Annotated in this window: 19 protein-coding genes; 17 read left to right on the plus strand and 2 right to left on the minus strand. The window is 67.7% G+C overall.

What is annotated here, in order from left to right:
* The 9 genes from ACIPUC_RS17880 to ACIPUC_RS17920 all read left to right on the plus strand — a co-directional run.
* The coding region (locus tag ACIPUC_RS17880; RefSeq protein WP_446590460.1) for a hypothetical protein at positions 1–2,843 on the plus strand (2,843 nt) is incomplete at its 5' end.
* Between the two features lie 140 nt (positions 2,844–2,983).
* Entirely contained in the window at positions 2,984–3,709 is a 726-nt protein-coding gene (locus ACIPUC_RS17885; protein WP_446590461.1) for an immunity 49 family protein, read from the plus strand.
* Positions 3,710–3,740: 31 nt separating this feature from the next.
* Positions 3,741–3,872 (plus strand): hypothetical protein, encoded by a 132-nt coding sequence (locus ACIPUC_RS17890; protein WP_446590462.1) that lies wholly within the window; start codon positions 3,741–3,743, stop codon positions 3,870–3,872.
* A 233-nt stretch (positions 3,873–4,105) separates the two neighbouring features.
* On the plus strand, positions 4,106–4,423 hold the full coding sequence (locus tag ACIPUC_RS17895) for an immunity 49 family protein (protein ID WP_446590463.1): 318 nt from the start codon (positions 4,106–4,108) through the stop codon (positions 4,421–4,423).
* 282 nt (positions 4,424–4,705) lie between these two features.
* The gene (locus tag ACIPUC_RS17900) at positions 4,706–4,867 is read left to right on the plus strand and encodes an Imm49 family immunity protein (RefSeq protein ID WP_446590464.1); all 162 of its coding nucleotides are present in this window, start codon (positions 4,706–4,708) and stop codon (positions 4,865–4,867) included.
* 36 nt (positions 4,868–4,903) lie between these two features.
* Positions 4,904–5,764 (plus strand): immunity 49 family protein, encoded by an 861-nt coding sequence (locus ACIPUC_RS17905; protein ID WP_446590465.1) that lies wholly within the window; start codon positions 4,904–4,906, stop codon positions 5,762–5,764.
* A gap of 157 nt (positions 5,765–5,921) precedes the next feature.
* Positions 5,922–6,359 carry a hypothetical protein gene (locus ACIPUC_RS17910; RefSeq protein ID WP_446590467.1) on the plus strand — a complete coding sequence of 146 codons (438 nt, stop codon included), beginning with the start codon at positions 5,922–5,924 and terminating at the stop codon, positions 6,357–6,359.
* 7 nt (positions 6,360–6,366) lie between these two features.
* Complete coding sequence (locus tag ACIPUC_RS17915; RefSeq protein ID WP_446590469.1) at positions 6,367–6,612, plus strand: hypothetical protein; 246 nt, start codon at positions 6,367–6,369, stop codon at positions 6,610–6,612.
* 1,330 nt (positions 6,613–7,942) lie between these two features.
* Entirely contained in the window at positions 7,943–10,285 is a 2,343-nt protein-coding gene (locus ACIPUC_RS17920) for a tetratricopeptide repeat protein (RefSeq protein ID WP_446590470.1), read from the plus strand.
* Between the two features lie 901 nt (positions 10,286–11,186).
* Here the strand turns inward: ACIPUC_RS17920 and ACIPUC_RS17925 are convergent.
* Positions 11,187–11,408: a hypothetical protein gene (locus ACIPUC_RS17925; RefSeq protein WP_446590471.1), complete on the minus strand. Its 222-nt coding sequence runs from the start codon at positions 11,406–11,408 to the stop codon at positions 11,187–11,189.
* A 99-nt stretch (positions 11,409–11,507) separates the two neighbouring features.
* Positions 11,508–11,987, minus strand: a complete 480-nt coding sequence (locus tag ACIPUC_RS17930; RefSeq protein ID WP_446590472.1) for a hypothetical protein — start codon at positions 11,985–11,987, stop codon at positions 11,508–11,510.
* Between the two features lie 211 nt (positions 11,988–12,198).
* Here ACIPUC_RS17930 and ACIPUC_RS17935 point away from each other — a divergent pair, with 211 nt between their 5' ends.
* The 8 genes from ACIPUC_RS17935 to ACIPUC_RS17970 all read left to right on the plus strand — a co-directional run bounded on the left by ACIPUC_RS17935 (position 12,199) and on the right by ACIPUC_RS17970 (position 17,083).
* Entirely contained in the window at positions 12,199–12,486 is a 288-nt protein-coding gene (locus ACIPUC_RS17935) for a hypothetical protein (RefSeq protein WP_446590473.1), read from the plus strand.
* A gap of 156 nt (positions 12,487–12,642) precedes the next feature.
* On the plus strand, positions 12,643–13,464 hold the full coding sequence (locus ACIPUC_RS17940; RefSeq protein ID WP_446590474.1) for a hypothetical protein: 822 nt from the start codon (positions 12,643–12,645) through the stop codon (positions 13,462–13,464).
* Positions 13,461–14,279 (plus strand): zinc finger domain-containing protein, encoded by an 819-nt coding sequence (locus tag ACIPUC_RS17945; RefSeq protein ID WP_446590475.1) that lies wholly within the window; start codon positions 13,461–13,463, stop codon positions 14,277–14,279. The genes ACIPUC_RS17940 and ACIPUC_RS17945 overlap by 4 nt, the downstream gene beginning before the upstream one ends.
* Positions 14,276–14,566 (plus strand): hypothetical protein, encoded by a 291-nt coding sequence (locus tag ACIPUC_RS17950; protein ID WP_446590476.1) that lies wholly within the window; start codon positions 14,276–14,278, stop codon positions 14,564–14,566. The genes ACIPUC_RS17945 and ACIPUC_RS17950 overlap by 4 nt, the downstream gene beginning before the upstream one ends.
* Entirely contained in the window at positions 14,563–14,751 is a 189-nt protein-coding gene (locus ACIPUC_RS17955) for a hypothetical protein (protein ID WP_423647283.1), read from the plus strand. Before ACIPUC_RS17950 ends, ACIPUC_RS17955 begins: the two co-directional genes overlap by 4 nt.
* A complete protein-coding gene (locus ACIPUC_RS17960; protein ID WP_446590477.1) occupies positions 14,748–15,092 on the plus strand; it encodes a hypothetical protein in 345 nt (114 codons plus the stop codon). Before ACIPUC_RS17955 ends, ACIPUC_RS17960 begins: the two co-directional genes overlap by 4 nt.
* A gap of 14 nt (positions 15,093–15,106) precedes the next feature.
* Positions 15,107–15,871 carry a hypothetical protein gene (locus ACIPUC_RS17965; protein WP_446590478.1) on the plus strand — a complete coding sequence of 255 codons (765 nt, stop codon included), beginning with the start codon at positions 15,107–15,109 and terminating at the stop codon, positions 15,869–15,871.
* Positions 15,872–16,267: 396 nt separating this feature from the next.
* Complete coding sequence (locus ACIPUC_RS17970; RefSeq protein ID WP_446590479.1) at positions 16,268–17,083, plus strand: sulfite exporter TauE/SafE family protein; 816 nt, start codon at positions 16,268–16,270, stop codon at positions 17,081–17,083.
* Positions 17,084–17,136 lie beyond the last annotated feature (53 nt).

Below are 17,136 nucleotides of genomic sequence, written 5' to 3' on the forward strand. Positions count from 1 at the left end.
TGGACGAGAAGGTCAAGGCGATCTCGTCGGGCGGGGCGGCGGTCGCGACGAAGACGTCGGACGTCCACACCAGCTTCGGCGGTATCCAGGCCTTCTACCAGGCTCCGGAAGCGGACCAGCTGTTCGCCACCACAAAACCCGTCTCCGACCTGGGCCTGAAGCTCAGCTCCGACATGTGCACGATCGCCGGCGCCCTGGGCACGTACTCCCGCGACGCCGCTCCCGTCATCAAGAAGCTGGAGAACCTGAAGGCGGAAGCGCAGGCGTTCCGCAGGGAGACGGACAAGGACGAGAAGTGGCGTGAGGACGGCGATCTGATCGACGAGAACCTCGAACGCCGCAACAAGATCGCCGAGGTGTGGGCCGAGTTCCAGGAAGTGGAACGGGCCGCCCACGCGAAGATCGTCGGCCTGGTCGGCGGGACACCGCTGAAGGTGAACGACGGCTCCAACGCCAAGGACATGTACGGCTACGACGCCGAGGCGATGAAGCAGTCCAAGTCCCTTCCCTGGGGCGACGCGGTCGAGGAGTCGATCCCCGCGTGGCAGATCTGGGAACACGCCTGGGAGTTCGGCAAGGGCATCGTCGTCGACGGCGTCTGGGGCACCCTCAAGGGCCTCGGCGGCCTCGTCGGCCTGCAGGGCTGGGACGTGTTCAAGCAGTCCTGGACGGGCCTTGCCAAGCTGGGCACCGGCCTGGCCATCATGTCGATCCCGGGCGCCGGCCCGCTGTTCCTCGCCGCCCCCGACGACAAGCTGCCGTCCTGGCTGCGTGACTCCCGCACCGCGATGAAGGAGACCGGCAAGGCCCTCCTCGCCTGGGACCAGTGGGGCTCCAACCCGTCCCGCGCGGCCGGCGCGGTCACCTTCAACGTCCTGACCACCGTCTTCACCGGCGGCGCGGGCGGCGCCGTCTCCGGCGCGGGCAAGGCCGGCGCGGTCGCCAAGACCCTGTCCTTCGCGGGCAAGGCCGGCCGGGCCATCGACCCGATGACGTACATGTTCAAGGGCGCGGGCGCGAGCATCTCCAAGATCGGCGATGTCATGGCCGGTCTGAAGGGCATGGGCAACTTCGAGGTTCCCAAGATCGACGTGGACGGCGCGATCGCACTCCCCGACGGCGCCGTGATGCTGCCCAACGGCGCCCTCCACCTCCCCGACGGCACGGCGATCCCGCCAGGCGCGGCCAAGCTCCCCGACGGCAACTTCAAGCTCCCCGAGGGCACGACGACCTTCCCGCCGGGCACGGTCAAGCTGCCGTCGGACGGCGCACCGCAGTTCATGGACCCCAAGGGCAACATCTACGAGGCGGACGGCTCGCTCAGCCAGAGCGGAAAGGCCGCCAAGCAGGAGCCCGGTCTGAACGCGGGCGCGGACAACCCCCGCGTCGACGCCCCGAAGGTCGACACCCCGATCAAGGTCGAGGTCCCGGAGCACCAGTTGGCCGGAGTCGGCGGCCGGGGCGGCAACGACGGCCTCAACCTCACCTCCGACATCTCCGACCCGCTCCGCACCCTGGACAACGGCACGCCCGGCCCGGGCGCCTTCGACAACACCCCCACGGGCCGCGCCGGCGACCACGGCACCCCCGGCGGCCACGCCCCGGACAACATGCCGCGCAACGACCTGAACCCGCCCTCGCGCGGCGGCGACACCCCGACCGGCCGCCCGGACACCCCGTCCACGGCCGGCACCCACACGGACGCCCCGGGCTCGGGCGCCACCCACCCCGACGGCCCCGGCACAGGCGGCACCCACCCCGACGGCCCCGGCACAGGCGGCACCCACCCCGACGGCCCCGGCACAGGCGGCACCCACCCCGACGGCCCCGGCACAGGCGGCACCCACCCCGACGGCCCGGATACAGGCGGCAGCCACCCAGCGACGCCGTCCTCGGCTACCCCTGACGAGGCGACCCGCGCGGCCCACCGCGCGGAATACGAGGCTGCCCGCGAGGTCCCGCCCAAGCAGCGGACCGTCGCGGAAATGGACGCCATCACACGCGAGCACGTCCGGCTGGTCAACGAGGACCCGATCTGGCGTGCCGAACATTACGACCACTGGGGGCCCGGCAAGCGCAACAACGCCGAGGAACTGGTCGACGGCCAGCTGCTGCCGAAGATCATCAAGCAGCCGGACGGCAGTTGGATGGCCGCATCTTCGCTATCGCACATGGACCCAGGAGGTTTCCACCTCACGCCCCTGGAAAGGGGCCGGGCCACGGTTGGTCCCGATGACCTCAAGCACCTCGACGAGATCGCGGCCAAGCGCTTTGCAGGCATGGAGCTGAACCGGTGGGAGAAGGCCTTCGGCGATAATCCGAGCTTCGACAACGCCTACGATCTGGCCCACGCGCAGGAGCATTACAACCAGACGGTCGGCAAGGGAGTGTCGAACAACACCAAGCTGGGTGAGGAACTCGGAGAGGAGGCCGCACGTCGACACATGCTCCTGCAAAAGGAGTTCGCCGGCGCCAGGGAGGTCGATGACCCGCCGCTGCCGGATACGCCCAACGGCTCGAAGAGGTTCGACCAACTGTGGCGTGACAAGGACGGCAACCTCGTCATCGTCGAGGCCAAGAGCCCCAACGGAATCCTGGAGTGGCGCCAGAGCAATGGCCGTCCGGACGGCACGGTCATGGTGAAGCAGGGAAGCATGGACTACATCAAAACGATCATTGCCGATATGAGGGAACGCGCCTTTGTATCACCGGGCGATGCCAAGTACGCCACGGAGATCGAGAACGCCATCGAGGCCCAGACCCTGCGCTACGTCCTCGTTCAGGCCAGCGAGAACACAGGACAGTATGCTGGGGCCGTACTCAAGCACTTCAAACTCTTTTAAGGAGAAATGCGTTGGTCGCGATCATCCCCCGTCACCCCTTTCCCACGGGGAATGCAGAAGCGGGCCTCGCCTTTCTCCAGGAGAATGCAGTGGGGTGGATCGGGCGTCTAGAGGGACGCTCCACAGCTCTGGGCGAAGCCTTGGACAGCACGCTCACCCTGGCCAAGGCCCACTGCCTGATGGACCCGAGGGGCGCGATCTACCCCACGTGGGACGCCTGGGTGAACGCCATGCAGATCGGCTCCGCAGTGTTCGCTGCCGCGACCACGACGCAGGACCTGGTCCAGTGCCGCATCGCACACGAGGACCGCACGCTCCAGGCCACTGGTCTGCAACCGTACGTGACCGCGGGCAGCTGGCTCACCGCCTTCTACCTGGCCGTCGTGTGCCGGGAGCGGGACCGGATCACCGCCCTGTGCCAGGTGCCGCTGTCCCTGCTCCGGGAGAACTCTTCGGGCTTCGACGAATTTGAGTTCGCCTGGATCGACACCCTCCAAACCTACTGGCTCGGCGGCCCCGACCTCGGTCAGAAGCTCGTGGCCGCGATCGACGGCACCGATCCCGCAGCCGTCAGCTCGGGCCAGGAGGTGGTCGGCAAGCTGCTCTATCCCCCGATGGAGATGTTCCACCGGATCGTGCGCGGGGACAACGACGGCTTCAACCGTGCGCTCGCCGCAGCCCTGCAGTGGCACAGGGAGTACTGGAGCGAGGAGGAGCGGGCCGTCCAGATCTCGGGCCTCGTCGCACTCGCTCCGCTCGCCATGACCTGCTTCGCCCACGACGCGGGCATCCCGATCGAGGTCGAGTCCGACTATCTACCCACCGTCTTCGTCACGCGCAACTGGTGCGGCGAATTCCCCACGTAAAAAAGAGTCCCCTAGGGCCATCATCACCGAAATGGAGGCCCGTCCTTTCCTTCCGGCGACCGACGACGCGGGCACGTTTTGGGCCAATTCCGATCTGGCGGCAGAGCCGAGGAAGGCGCTCGACAGCGGAAACCTGAAATATGCGCTGGTGAAGGCCGTCTAGGGCAAGGATTCGTAGGCGGAGCGGTCCTCGAATACTTCAAGATCTGAAATCTGACAGAGGAGATCAGTGGTCGCAAGTGTGTCTCGGCAGGGGGACAGTCGCTCCCGTCATGGAGAAGTCCCTGGCCGATTCACTGCAGACCGTCGAGACTTCGCACGGCGCCAGGAGCGCGTCGCTGGCGGCGTCCCTGAAACGTGGCGCCCATCCGCTGCATCGGGGACCCGGATGCGGTGATGCTCGAGACCTGGGAGTCCTGGTTGCTGGCCATGCAGGTGCATTCGGCGGTCTTCGCGGCCACTTCCACCGACCAGGAGACGGTGACCTGCGAGATCCGTCAGGAGGAGCGGCAGCTCGCCACCACCGGTCCGCAGCTCTACCTCAATGCGGGAACCTGGATCAACGCCTTCTGCCTGGCGCTGATCTGCCGGGAGACGGTGCGCCTCGACATGCTGGCGCGGGTGCCCGTGTCACTGCTGCGTGACCGTGGTCGCCTGCTGGACGAGTACGTCTGGCACGGCTCTTCTGACGCTGCATGCTCGTTGCGTCGCTGACCCACGGGCGGCGGCTGTGGGGACGCGGGAAGCCACGGTCAACGCGATGCAGCTGGGTCCGGGTGTGAGCGAGGGGTCGGTCGAGTGCCGCATTTAACCGCAAGTTGCGGACCCTTCCGACGGTGGGTCCGCTGCCTACAACCGACGCGGGGACTTGGCTGACGGCATTCTGCCTGGCCGTCAACCGCCGATCAACCTCTTCTACCACTTCGTGCGCCGGGACGAGGCGGGCTTCAGCCCTGCACTGGCAGATGCGCGAAGCTGCACAAGGCGTGTTGGACCGTGAACGAGGAGCGGGAGGCCGACATCGACGGCGCCATCGCCATCGGCCCCCTCGCGATCGCTTGCCTGGCCTACGAAGGCGAAATCCCGATCGAGGTCGATTTCGACTACCTCCCCAAGCACCTCCTCACGGTGGGCCGGCTCGGCGAATTCCCCACGTAAGGCACATATGAACACCGCTATCGCAAGGATTGCCTCATGACCAAGACCGTGTCCCGCCAGGACTATCAGAAGGACGAGATGGCGGCGGTGGTTCCCGTCATGGAAGAGTCGCTGTCCGAAGCGTTGGAGAGGATCGAGACTTCGCACAACTCCAGGTCGGATGCCGTCATGGAGTCGCTGAACGTCGCCCTCGTCCGCTGTGTCGGGGACCCCGGCGCCGTCATGCTGGAGACCTGGGAGTCCTGGCTGCTGGCCATGCAGGTGCACTCGGCCGTCTTCGCCGCGGCCGATCCCGACAGGGAGGCGGTCACTTGCAAGATCCGCCAGGAGGAGCGCCACCTCGCCACCACCGGACCGCAGACCTACCTCAACGCGGACACCTGGCTCGACGCCTTCTACCTCGCGGTCATCTGCCGTGAAGCAGCCCGCCTCGACATGTTGGCCCGGATCCCGGTGTCCCTGCTGCGCGACTTCGGCGGCGCCCTGGACGAGTACACCTACGCCTGGGTGGAGACCCTCCAGAGCTTCTGGCTCCGCCGTGACGACCTGCGCACGCACCTGGTGCGCGCCGTGGACCTGAGCGCTGCCGAGCACGCCCGCGTCGTCGATGCGGAGGAGATGAGCAAGCTCCGGTACCCGCCGATCATGATGCTCTACCGCTACCTGCGCAATGACGCCGCCGGCTTCAACGAGTCCCTGGCCGACGCCGTCCAGTGGCACAAGGAGTACTGGACCGCCGACGAGGACCGCACCCACAACATCCTGGGCGTCGTAGCCCTCGCTCCGCTGGCGGTCGCCTGCGTGGCCAAGGCCAACGGCCTCCCCGTCGAGGTCCAGACCGACTACCTCCCCGAAGCCCTCCTCGACTTCGGCTGGCGCGGCGAGTTCGACGCCTAGCCCCGCAAGCCCCCGGGCAGCACACGCTGGCGCCACTGCGGAGTGGGTTACGGACAGTCAGCAGGGGCTGACTCCGGGCCGACAACAGGAGTTCCGATCTGCGCAGACACTCTGCCAGGAAGGAACGCACCTGGACCGACTTTCGACTGCCCGGGTCATGGCCGCCGTCGCCACCACTGCCGCGCTGGCCGTCTTACCCCCTGCCGAGGCGCACGCCAGTGCCATCGGCTCGACGCCCGTGGCCACCTTCGACTACCAAGTCGGAGGCCTCACGATGAAGGTCCCCACGGGCTGCATGTTCACCCACATCATCCGCGGCGACGGCAAGAACATCACGTACCAGAACGCGGGCGTCGACTGCGGCTTCGTCGGCGCCCTCAACGCCGGCTTCTGCAACTGGCGCATCGATTTCACCTACGCGGACACCGCCAACAAGACCTACCGCACCTCCCGCGGCAAGACCCACACCGAGTGCAAGATCAACCCGATGCGCGACAACGCACCTCAAAAGCTCCCCCGCTACGGCAAGGCATGCGCCCACCTCAACATCAACGGCGTCCGCCGGGTCAGCCAGTGCCACCACATCACGAAGTGAGCCGCGCATGAGCCCCCAGCCCATCCCCGAGGACGCCACCCGGGAAGCAAGACACCGCCGTGCAGGCATCACCGCCTTCCTCACCGGCACCGCCGCGTCCTTCGCCTTCTTCGCGTTCTTCCCCGGCCTCCCCCACGTCATTGACTGGGGCGCCATCATCGTGTCGCTGGCCGTCGGCGGACTTGCCCGCTGGGCGTGGCTGGCCCGCCTCGCCAAGCGGGACTCTCACGCCCGGGAAGAGCAAAAGCCTTGAGATCCTTCGGCACACGCAGATCGGAGCTCGCGCGAGAGGCGATGTGTCGGATGGGCCAGGCGTCTGAGAGGCGAGAGCGGCGCAAGATCCGAAAAATAGCAAAAGCCCCAGGTCACGGCGAGTGAGTCCTGGGGCTTCTACAGAGCCGCCTTCGGGATTCGAACCCGAGACCTACGCATTACGAGGCCCCACAAGATCATCCCAGCCAGTGCCGGGCGGTGCCACCAAATCCTGTTTCCCAGGTCAGGATGGTACGGGCCGGCCCCTGCTTGCCACTCAATCCACCCTGTGCCTCCCGTCCGCTCACGCAGCGCTCACGCAGCGCTCACGCAGGACAGTGCCAACGAGTGGAAGCCGACCACGATTGCCTGCATCAGCTCCGACAGGCATCCCGTCGCACTGTGCAGGGCCGACGTCGAAGAACGGAGCCACAGTTTCAGGAACGCGCACCTTGAGACGAGAGGCCATCTAGGCTGGTCTGACGTCGGCTGGGGTTACGTTCCGAGGGGAATGCATGTCTCGCATGTGGAGGATCACCGTTGGGGTGATCGCTGGACTGGGTATCGCGTCCACCCCCGTGGTGTGGCTCTTGGACGGCCCAGGCGCGGGGCAGTTCGTAGGCGCCACTGTGCAGGCCGGTACGGGCATCGCAGCAGCATTCTGGGCCTGGCGTCACGGCCAGAGCAGGCCAGCCACCGCGACGTCTACGCGCGTGTCGGATACGGCCATCGACACCGGGGAAGCAAAGGCCACCGGCGGCGGCTCCGCGCGCACCGGCGTGCGGCGCCCCCAGGCCGCAGGGAATGGAACAGCCCGAGCCATGCAAACCGGAGACGCAACCGCAGATGGCAAGGGGAGCAGTGCTAGCACTGGTGTTGACTACAGCTAAGCGATCACAATTCACAGACGCACGGCATGTTGAGCGGCCACGATGACGCGGACCAAGCGTGACTCCTCGCCCTTCGCCGATGGCGATGACCCAGCCACCGGTGCGATAGCACCAGCAGACTCGGTGGTCGTAACGAATACAGGGGACGCCGAAGCCAGGGATGGCGGATCAGCCGTCACCGGCTATCGCGGACCGTCTCCTGACGCCCCCAGCGACGGGGCCACAGAACCAGCAGTCGTGATGCACACCGGGGCGGCCACGGCTTCCAACGGCGGGCTGGCTAACACCGGGTACATCGCCAGGCTGACGGTGATCCAGCCCCAGGTCCCACGCGAGCCGGCCTCCTGGCCGCACCAGGTGGGCGTACTTCCGCCCAGGGCAACCGCCTTTCAGGAACGCACTACGACAGATCGCCTTGGCGCGGTACCGCCTGGCGGCTCGGTGATCCTCACAGGCACGGGAGGCGTCGGCAAGACACAACTAGCGGCCAGCCTCGCACGCAACGCCTGGGAAGCCAGCAGCATCGACGTTCTTGTGTGGATCACCGCCGGTACCCGCGCGGCGGTGATCTCCGCGTACGCCCAGGCGGCAGCCGAGCTCTTGGGCATTTCCCCTGCCGACCCGGAGCTTGCCGCTAGCGCTTTCCTATCCTGGTTGGAGCCGAAAAGCGGGACGCAGCCATGTCGTTGGCTCATCGTCCTGGACGGTCTTGCTGACCCCAGCGATGTGCGTGGCCTCTGGCCGCCTTCCAGTCCCCAGGGCGCCACATGGGTGACAACGCAACGCCGAGACGCAGCCTTGGCTGGGCAAGGCCGACAGTTCGTGGACATCGGCCTGTTCACGTGCGACGAGGCGATCTCCTACCTGACCGAGTTCCTGGCGGTGCATGGCCACGTCGAACACCATGAGCAGCTCGCCTCGCTGGCGACCGACCTCGGGTACCTGCCACTTGCGCTCTCTCAGGCTGCCGCCTACGTCGTCGACGCGGCCATTAATCTCGCTGACTACCGAAGCCTCCTGAAAGACCGGGCAACAGAGCTGCGGGATGTACTTCCCGACCCGAGTACCCTCCCTGACGATCAAAACAGCACCGTGGCTGCCGCCTGGTCACTCTCGATTGAACGTGCCGACCTCCTCCGCCCCGTTGGCCTGGCCCGTCCTATGCTCCAGTTGGCCTCGGCGCTCGATGGAAATGGCATCCCTATCTCAGTTTTGACAAGTGAGCGTTCACTAGGCTACTTGGCCAACAATCGAGCGGTCACAAGCAGTAGTCGGCAAACCCTCGCCGAGGTGTCCCCCAATGATGCCCTCGCCGCAGTGCGATCATTGCATCGCCTGAATCTAATCGACCACAATCCGACAGATTCATGCCAAACGGTACACACGCACCAACTAATTCAACGCGCAGTCCGCGAGACCCTCCCCCCTGATGCGCGGCTCATGTTGACGAGCGCCGCGTCCGATTCACTGGCGACTAGCTGGACAAAAGTCGACCGGAACACCCGAATGGACCAGGCGTTGCGAGCCAACGCCGAGACTCTCCAGCGGATTGCCGGCGAAGATCTATTCAAGCCCCACCCGCACATAATTCTGTTCCGATTGGGGAGAAGCCTCGGAGAGGCCGGGCAAGCCAGTCTCGCCATGGCGCATTTTCGCGATGTCACGATTACCTCAGAGCGGATTAACGGAACTTCACATCCACTGGCTCTAGCGGCACGGGGAAATTTCGCAGCCTGGTTGGGCGAAGCGGGCGATCACACCAACGCCGTCACCGAACTCGAATTCGTCCGAAGCCAGCAGGACCACCTTCTGGGCGCTCATCACCCCCACACCCTCACTAGCCGACTTAACCTCGCAATCTTCCGAGGTAGATCGGGAGACTTCTCGGGGGCGGTAAAGGAACTCGTGAGCCTTTTGCCCGATCAAACGCGCCTCTGGGGCGGAAACCACCGCGAGGTGCTTTTCGCACGTCACGAGCTCGCCCGCTGGACGGGGAAGACTGGCGACATCACTGCCGCAATCGACAACCTTGAGTCGCTGGCCATCGATCAAGAACAAGCCCTCGGCCCGGCCGATCCGGACACGTTGTTCACCAAACATGAGCTGGCGTGCTGGCAAGGCCAGGGAGGCCAGCCCATCCTCGCGGCCAAGAGCCTTGCCGCCTTGACGATCGCCTTCAACGACTCCCTTGGGGCCGACCACCCGCGCACCCTCACTGTCCGAGGCGACCTCGCCAGGTGGAGAGCCAAGGCGGGCAACCCCGCTGGCGCCGTACGGGACCTCAGGCGCTTGCTAAACGATCGAGAACGCATTCTTGGCCTCGATCACCCGTCTACTCTGACAACGCGAAACGACCTCGCTTCCTGGATTGGCGGGGCTGGAAATCCTACCGAGGCTGCTCGCGAATTCACCGCACTCATACCGAGCCTTGAAAGAATTTTAGGCCCAGAACACATCACAACCCTCACAGCCCGCGACAATCAAATCACCTGGCGCGCACGCAGCGGCGACGCGATTGGCGCCGCTGCGGAATCGAATAAGTTGCTGCTCGACATGGCAGGCTTCTTGGGTGAGGAGCACCCCACAACTCTCACTGCACGCCACAATCACGCTAGCCGCCTGGGAGAGTCAGGAGATATTGAAGGGGCGTTGGCTAACTTCAGGAACCTTCTGGTCGATTTCGAGCGCATCCTCGGCCCACACCACCCCTCAACCAAGTCCTGCCGAAATGGTTTTGCATATTGGGAGAGTCGCGTCGGGAATAGCGGGACATACAGGAGGTAGGAGCGAAGCCCTGCCTGGCGGATCGACTGGCCGACGCAGGCGTCGCTCAGCGGAACCCGTGCCGTCGTCGAGCATGTCCGCGGAGGCGTCGTTGAAGACGGCGGGGGATGGCTCGCGGGAATGGGCTGGTCCAGGCGCCGGCCTTGATCTCGTGGCAGCGCAGGCCGGAGAGGCCGCTCCGATGCCCGGCGCAAGCAGTTCCAGCAGGTTTTCGGAGAAGCGCGGGGAGCGCTGCACGAGAACGTCGAGCAACTCTCGGCGACCCTGGGCGAGGCCGAAGCGATGCTGGATGTGCTGACACGCAACAAGGAAGCCCGGGAACTCAGCCGCGAGCGTTTCACCAGCACGGCACGGCAGGCGCTGGGCACGCCGCCTACGCCCGCGTAGCAGTCCGGAGGGGGCGGCGCTAGCCTTCGCCAGTCTGATAGTCGGCCTATGGGCCGGGAACGCTGCGGTCGAAGCGGAAACGCTCCCACCCCTCCGCTCACGCACAGGGTCTCGGGCCCCGGTCGGCGCACGCGCCGACCGATCCCGGAAATAGCAAAAGCCCCAGGTCACGGCGAGTGAGTCCTGGGGCTTCTACAGAGCCGCCTTCGGGATTCGAACCCGAGACCTACGCATTACGAGCGCCAGATGAGTCCTGTCGGATAGTTCCACGGGGTGCCGCCGCATGGCGATAACCGCAGGTCAAGCCGTGCGGCGGTGCCTTCCCGTGCCGACTCGTGACAACCGGTACAGAGCAGTTCGGGCACGCAATGGGCACGCATTGGGCACGCAACGGGCACTCAGGAAATGGCCCCTGACCTGCATAAACGTGGCTTGCTCGATCCACACGCTACACCGGCCCACTGACACACAGAAGGGGCCGCACGGTTCGCACCGTGCGGCCCCTTCGGTCGTCTTAGCCCTGCTGCGCCTTGCCGGGGTCGCGCTTGGGCCGCGGCTCGCTAGCTCGGCCCCTGCTGCCCTCGGTGGGGGGAAGGGCGTTCAGGACGAGCTCAAGGGCGATCGCGCCGGTATCGGTGATGTGCCGGTCGTCGATCAGGATGTGTCGATCTACTTCGTCAGCAGCGCCGGCGGCCGGCGCTTTGTCGTCGAGTCGGGTACGGCGGACGCGGTACAAGATGCCCCCCCTTGTGGCATGGCGGAGCCCTCCACTCGAACATATGCCCGAGGCAAGAGCTCAACCAACATACCCGCACAAACACCGCAGGTCACGCGCTTACGGCGCAGAGTCACCGACGTCTGCGGACACGACTCGGATGTTCCCGAGCCCCAGAGTTTTTAGCTTCTCTTTAAGCAGCGGAAGATCATCAGCCGTAGTGCCAGACTCGTAAGCCACGACAACGGTTGTAGTCGAGTTACTCGCCCGTAGCAGGTCGCCGACCTGTAGGCCGGTCCACTCCTCCGCCGCGGCGCGCTGCACCTCCGCAAGCGGGCGCCCGACAGCCGCAGCAACTGCACCGATGAGCCACCGCTCGCGCCTATACCCGTCGCCCTTGGCAATCTTGGGCAGTTGGTTGTGCGGGATGCGCTTGCCCGTCTCAGGGTCAACAGCGCGCGCAGAGACGCTCCGTAGAGGCTCCCCCGCGATCGCCGCCGCCACTAGGGCCGCAAAGGGACCGCCGGCGCTTGAGTCGGGGGCACGCCCGGCCGCCCCATCGGCCGTCGGCTCACCTATCGGGGTGTCGTTCTCCGACACGGTTTCTCATCTCCGTTCTTGTCGCAGAACGCGAACAGTCTCATCTAACCAGTGATCTCGCCCGGTTGCACACCTCGGAACTGCGTTGACGTTGGGTTTCTGCCACGTCTACGTTGTTCTTGTTCGTGAACACGAACGGACCTTAGCGCCGTTTCGGACATGGCAACAAGCATGTCTGTTCGCGTTCGGTGACAGATCAGAGGGGGATCTAGTGACAGTCAAGTTCATCGCCGGCCCGCCGCCGGCACGGCAGAAGAACGTCAAGCACGCGCTGATCGTCGAGCAGCTCAAGGCGCACCCGAACCAGTGGGCCGAGATCCAGCAGAAGGAAACGAGCTCCCGGGCATCCTCGGCGGCGCAGGCGATCCGGTCCGCGCAGCTCTCGTCTTACGCGCCGGCTGGCTCATTTCAGGCGATCGCCCGGACCGTGGTCGAGAACAACGTGCCCCGCTTCGTAGTCCTCGCTCGGTACGTCGGCCGCCCCGATCGCGCGGCGTGATCTGTGAGCACTGGGACGGCGCCGCCGGCGACTACTGCCGCGCGATCGGTACCCGCCGCTACATCGTCGGCAACCGCTGCCCCGCCCACACGCCCGCCGCACTCGCCGGCCGGCCCGAACCTCCGGGCTCGCCGATCCCCGTAAGGAGACGAACCGTTGAGCCTCGCCGCGACGGATTGGGTCTGGTCCCAGTCCGACAGCCGAGGCGCCGCTCGTCTGGTGCTGCTCGCGATCGCTGATCGGGCCGACGCCGACGGCGTCGCCTACGCCGGTACCGCCTCGCTCATCCGCCGCACCCGCGCCGCTCGCTCCACCGTCCGCGACGCCGTCGACACCTTGCTCGCCTCGGGCGAGCTCGCCGTCGTCGAGGGCGAGCTCGGCCCCGGCGGAGAAACGGTCTACCGCCTCCCCCTGCTCGACGCGCGGGGGGCCGGAGATCGGCCCGGGCCGGATTCCGACCCGGGCCGGACATCGGCCCCCGGGGGACCGGTGAGCGGCCCCGGGGAGGGCCGGACATCGGCCCCGGGGGGACCGACTACCGGCCCGGGGGAGGACCGGAGATCGGCCCCCGGGGGGCCGGCTACCGGCCCCCAGAACAAAAGAAGCTCTCTACAAGACGAACAGCAGCCGCCGCGCGCGACGAACACCGCGGCTGCGCTGGTTCCCGAACTGCGTCCGCTCGACGCCGCTCTCGTCGCCGCCTCGATCGCCGTCCGGTGGTCGCTCGGTCTCGGCGAGCAGCGCGACGTCTACCGGCTCGTACAGGCGCACGGCGTCGAGGCCCTTGTCGACCTCGCCGCCCGCCGCACCACCCCGGGCGAGGCACCGAAGAGTGCCCGCTACTGGCTCAAGGTCTGGAGCGACCTCGACCGGCCGGCGCCGAACACGCCGCCTCGGGCGACCGCCTCGACCGCGAACTACGCCGACAACCTCGCCGCCGGCCTCGCCCTGCTCACCCAAAAGGAGAGCCGCCCATGACGCCCGAACAGATCGCCGCCCTGCTCGCGTTCGCCGGAACGCTCGACAGCCGAGTGCGCCGCGCCCTCGCCGATCCGCAGCAGTCCGCCCGCACCATCTCGGAGTGGACCGCCGCCGTCGCCGACGTGCCGGCGACCATGCCCGAAACCGGATGGGACGCCGCCCGCGCCACCCGCCGCTACTACGAGCAGCAGGGCGGCAACAAGAGCTCGCAGTTCCGGGCGATCGAGCCGCACGACCTGCTCGCCGCGTGGGGGCCCCACCGTGCCGAGCTCATGAACCGGCACACCGACCCCGTGCCGACCGCCGACCCGGACAACCCGCAGGCATGGCGCGAGGAACTGCTCGGCACGCGCGCCGCCGTCGCCCGCGGTCATGCCGCGCCGGCGCAGTACCGGGCCGAGATCAACGCAGCAGGGCAGAAACGTCTCGCCGCGCTCATGTCCGGAGTCGGCGCCGGCCCGCGCCGGTACATGCCTGCTCATGTTGCTTCCGAGCTGCGGCAGTTCCGGCCGGCCCGCGCGCACCGCGAGCAGCTCGTCGCCGAGGGTCTGCCCGACCCGCTCAGTGTCCGGTGCCCGCACTGCCTCGCCGCCGTCGACGAGCAGTGCCGATCGAGCTTCCGCAACCGCGGAAAGGGCCGGCGACCGCTCACCGGTGTTCATCCCTCGCGCGTCGAGGCGCTGATCGCCGAGCTCGGCAACGGAGAGGCCGACGCCGAGCAGGTGCGCCTCGCCCGGATCATGTGCCAGCCGCCGGCCCCGCGCCGCGATGGTCGCGCCCGCCACACCAGCGGCGGAGGCGAGGCCCGATGATTCCGCTCGCCGCCCGCGCCGCGATCGCCGCCCATCTGACCGACGAGCTCGACGTGCCCCCGCACCGCGCGACCGTGTTCGTCGCCTCGCTCGCCGACCGACTCGCCATCGACGGATGGCACATCACTGCCGAGTTCGGCCGCTCGCTTGACGCCGGTGGTCACCTGCACCACGAACACCACCGCGCGCGACCGGTCGCGCCTCGCGCGCGGGAGACCCGCGGCGCTCGGCGCGCCCTCGATCGACTGCTGCGCCGTGCCCGAACGAACGGAGAGACAACCCCATGAGCGCCGCCCTGCTCGCCCTCGCCGTGACGCTCGCGCTCGCCCTCGGCGCCGCCCTTGCGTACGCGGTCCGGATCGACGACCGCCTCGACCGCGAGCTGCGCCGCCTCGGCCGCCGGCCGTGCCCAACCACCTGCACCACCTGCTCGACGACGCGCCGAGCCGAGAACGGAGAGAGCACACCATGACCGCGAACACCCTTCCCCGCATCCGGTCTCGGCGCGGCCGGAGCGACGCCCGCGAGGCAGTCCGCGACGAGCGACGCACGGCGCTGCGAGTCCTGCTCGCCCGTGCCGACCGAGGGGTGCTCGGCCCCGAGGACACGGCGCGGCTGCGGCAGCTCGTCGAGGCCGAGATCGCCGACGGCGACAACTTCCGCCGCTCTGCCGGCGGGCAGCAGGCCGCGGCGCTGCGGCTGACACACCGAGTCGCCGCCGCCGAGCAGGCCATCGTCGAGGCCGAGGCCGAGCGCGACGCGTACGCCGCCGAGGTCGAGGCGCTGCGAGCATCCAACAAGGGGGGACGGTGAGTTACACACAGGCTGTGCACGAAACTGTGCGCGCGCTGCGGACGATCCGCGGCCGGTGGGCCGAGCTGCTGCTCGCGATCGAGGAACCGCCGGCCGACCACTGGCCCCCGCGGCAGCTCGCGCACACCATGCGCGAGGGCGACGACGAGCAGCTCGTCGTCGAGGACCGGGCCCCGCTCGTGCTGCGCGAGCACCCCGCCCCGCTCAACCTCGGCGCGCTCGATGCCGGCCGCGGCGTCGAGCGGCTGGTGTTCGACCTCGCCGACACCCTCGCCGCCGCCGTACAGCGCACCGAGCAGGGCGACCCCCGGGCGTGGCTGTGCGCCGACCCGAGCGCACCCGACAGTCGGCGCGCCGCCGGATCGCGGGTGCATGGGCTGCACTGGGCGTGCGTGTGGATCGAGGGGCGCGTGCAGGATGAGGACACCGCCCCCGAGCGCGAGCTCGACGGCGCCCTCGCCCCGCCGCCGTTCGAGGTGCTGCCGTTGTACCTGCTGCACGAAGCGCGGCGTACCGCGCGGATCGCCGAGGCCCGGGTGCTGCGCGCCCTCGGCCTCGATCAGCGCGAGACCCCGCTGCCCGAGCCGTGCCCGTGGTGCGAGGGCGAGCTCACCCTGCACAGTGCCCCCGACGGGCCGCCGGCCGTGACCTGCTCGGGCGGGCGCGCCTGCTCGGCCCCCGTGCCGCTCGACAGCAGGGAGCGGGCGCGGGTGTGGGAGTGGGACGACTTGCCCGAGCTGATCGCCGCGCTCGGCGTCGACATTGCAGCCGCGGCGTAAGGGGAGCGACGACGAGCAGCTCGTCGACGAGCGCACGGTCGGCGCCGGCGAGGTCCCCGCCACGTGGCGTAGCGGGTGGCTCGTCGTCGAGGCGCCGCCGAGTGTCGAGCCCTTGCTCGACCTCGGCCACGGCGTAGAGCAGGGCGCCCTCTTTGAGTGATCGGGAAGCCTTGAGGGTTGCGCCGTTATCTGTTCGTGACCTAGAGTCGGGAGCGCCTCCGGCGTACCCGGAAACAAGCTGAACTCAACGCCCCGCCGCATCCCCCCGCGGCGGGGCGTCTGCGTGCTGCGCCGATCGGACGTCCCGACGAACCCCGCGCACGCTCCCCGTGCCTTTCCCTGAAGTCGAGGTTCCGCTGTAGCAAGCGACTACGACGACGAGCGAGGATGCTCGTCGTGAACTCTGACCAAAGCCTGATTTCCCCCCGCTCGTCCCACTCGGCAGCCGTGGTGTTCGGTGCGGGGGCGAGCATCGGTGTACTGGGCGGGATGATCGGCTTGGGCGGTGCAGAGTTCCGGCTGCCACTGCTAATCGGCGTGTTCGGATTCGCCGCTCTCTCGGCGGTCATCCTTAACAAGGCCATGAGTCTGGTCGTGGTCCTGGTTGCTCTGCCGGCGCGGTTCGCAGCCGTTCCGGCCGCGGAAGTCGCCGCGCGCTGGCCAGTCGCGGTCAACTTGCTCGCTGGCAGTCTGCTCGGTGCCTGGGCGGGGGCTTCATGGGCGGTCCGTATGCGCTCGGCCACTCTCTACAAGGTGCTCGCGGCACTCATGGTGTTGATGGCTGCCGCCCTGGTGTTCACCCACACAACCAGCCTAGGCACTCTCGACATGCCCCTATGGGCACAGGTGCCCTGCGGAGTGGTAGCGGGATTCGGTATCGGGGTGGTCGCCGCGATCATGGGGGTTGCCGGCGGTGAGCTTCTGATTCCCACGATCGTTCTGCTGTTCGGTGAGGACATCAAGACGGCTGGAAGCCTTTCGCTTCTCGTCTCCCTGCCGACCATGTTGGTGGCCTTCGCCCGCTACAGCCGCGATGGAAGTTTCGCCGTTCTCGGTGCAAACCTTCGCTTCACCATGACCATGATCGCGGGCTCGATCGCCGGCGCCGTGCTCGGCGGGTTGCTCCTCGGCGTGTTCCCGGATCTGTTCCTTATCCCTGCGTTGGCTGTGATCCTTCTCGTTTCCGCGGTCAAGCTCGCCCGTCACGGCTGACGGGCTGCACATCCTCGGCCGGCCCCTAGGCTCGGACCAGCACACCCCGGTCG

Source organism: Streptomyces sp. LARHCF249 (genome assembly GCF_052871255.1).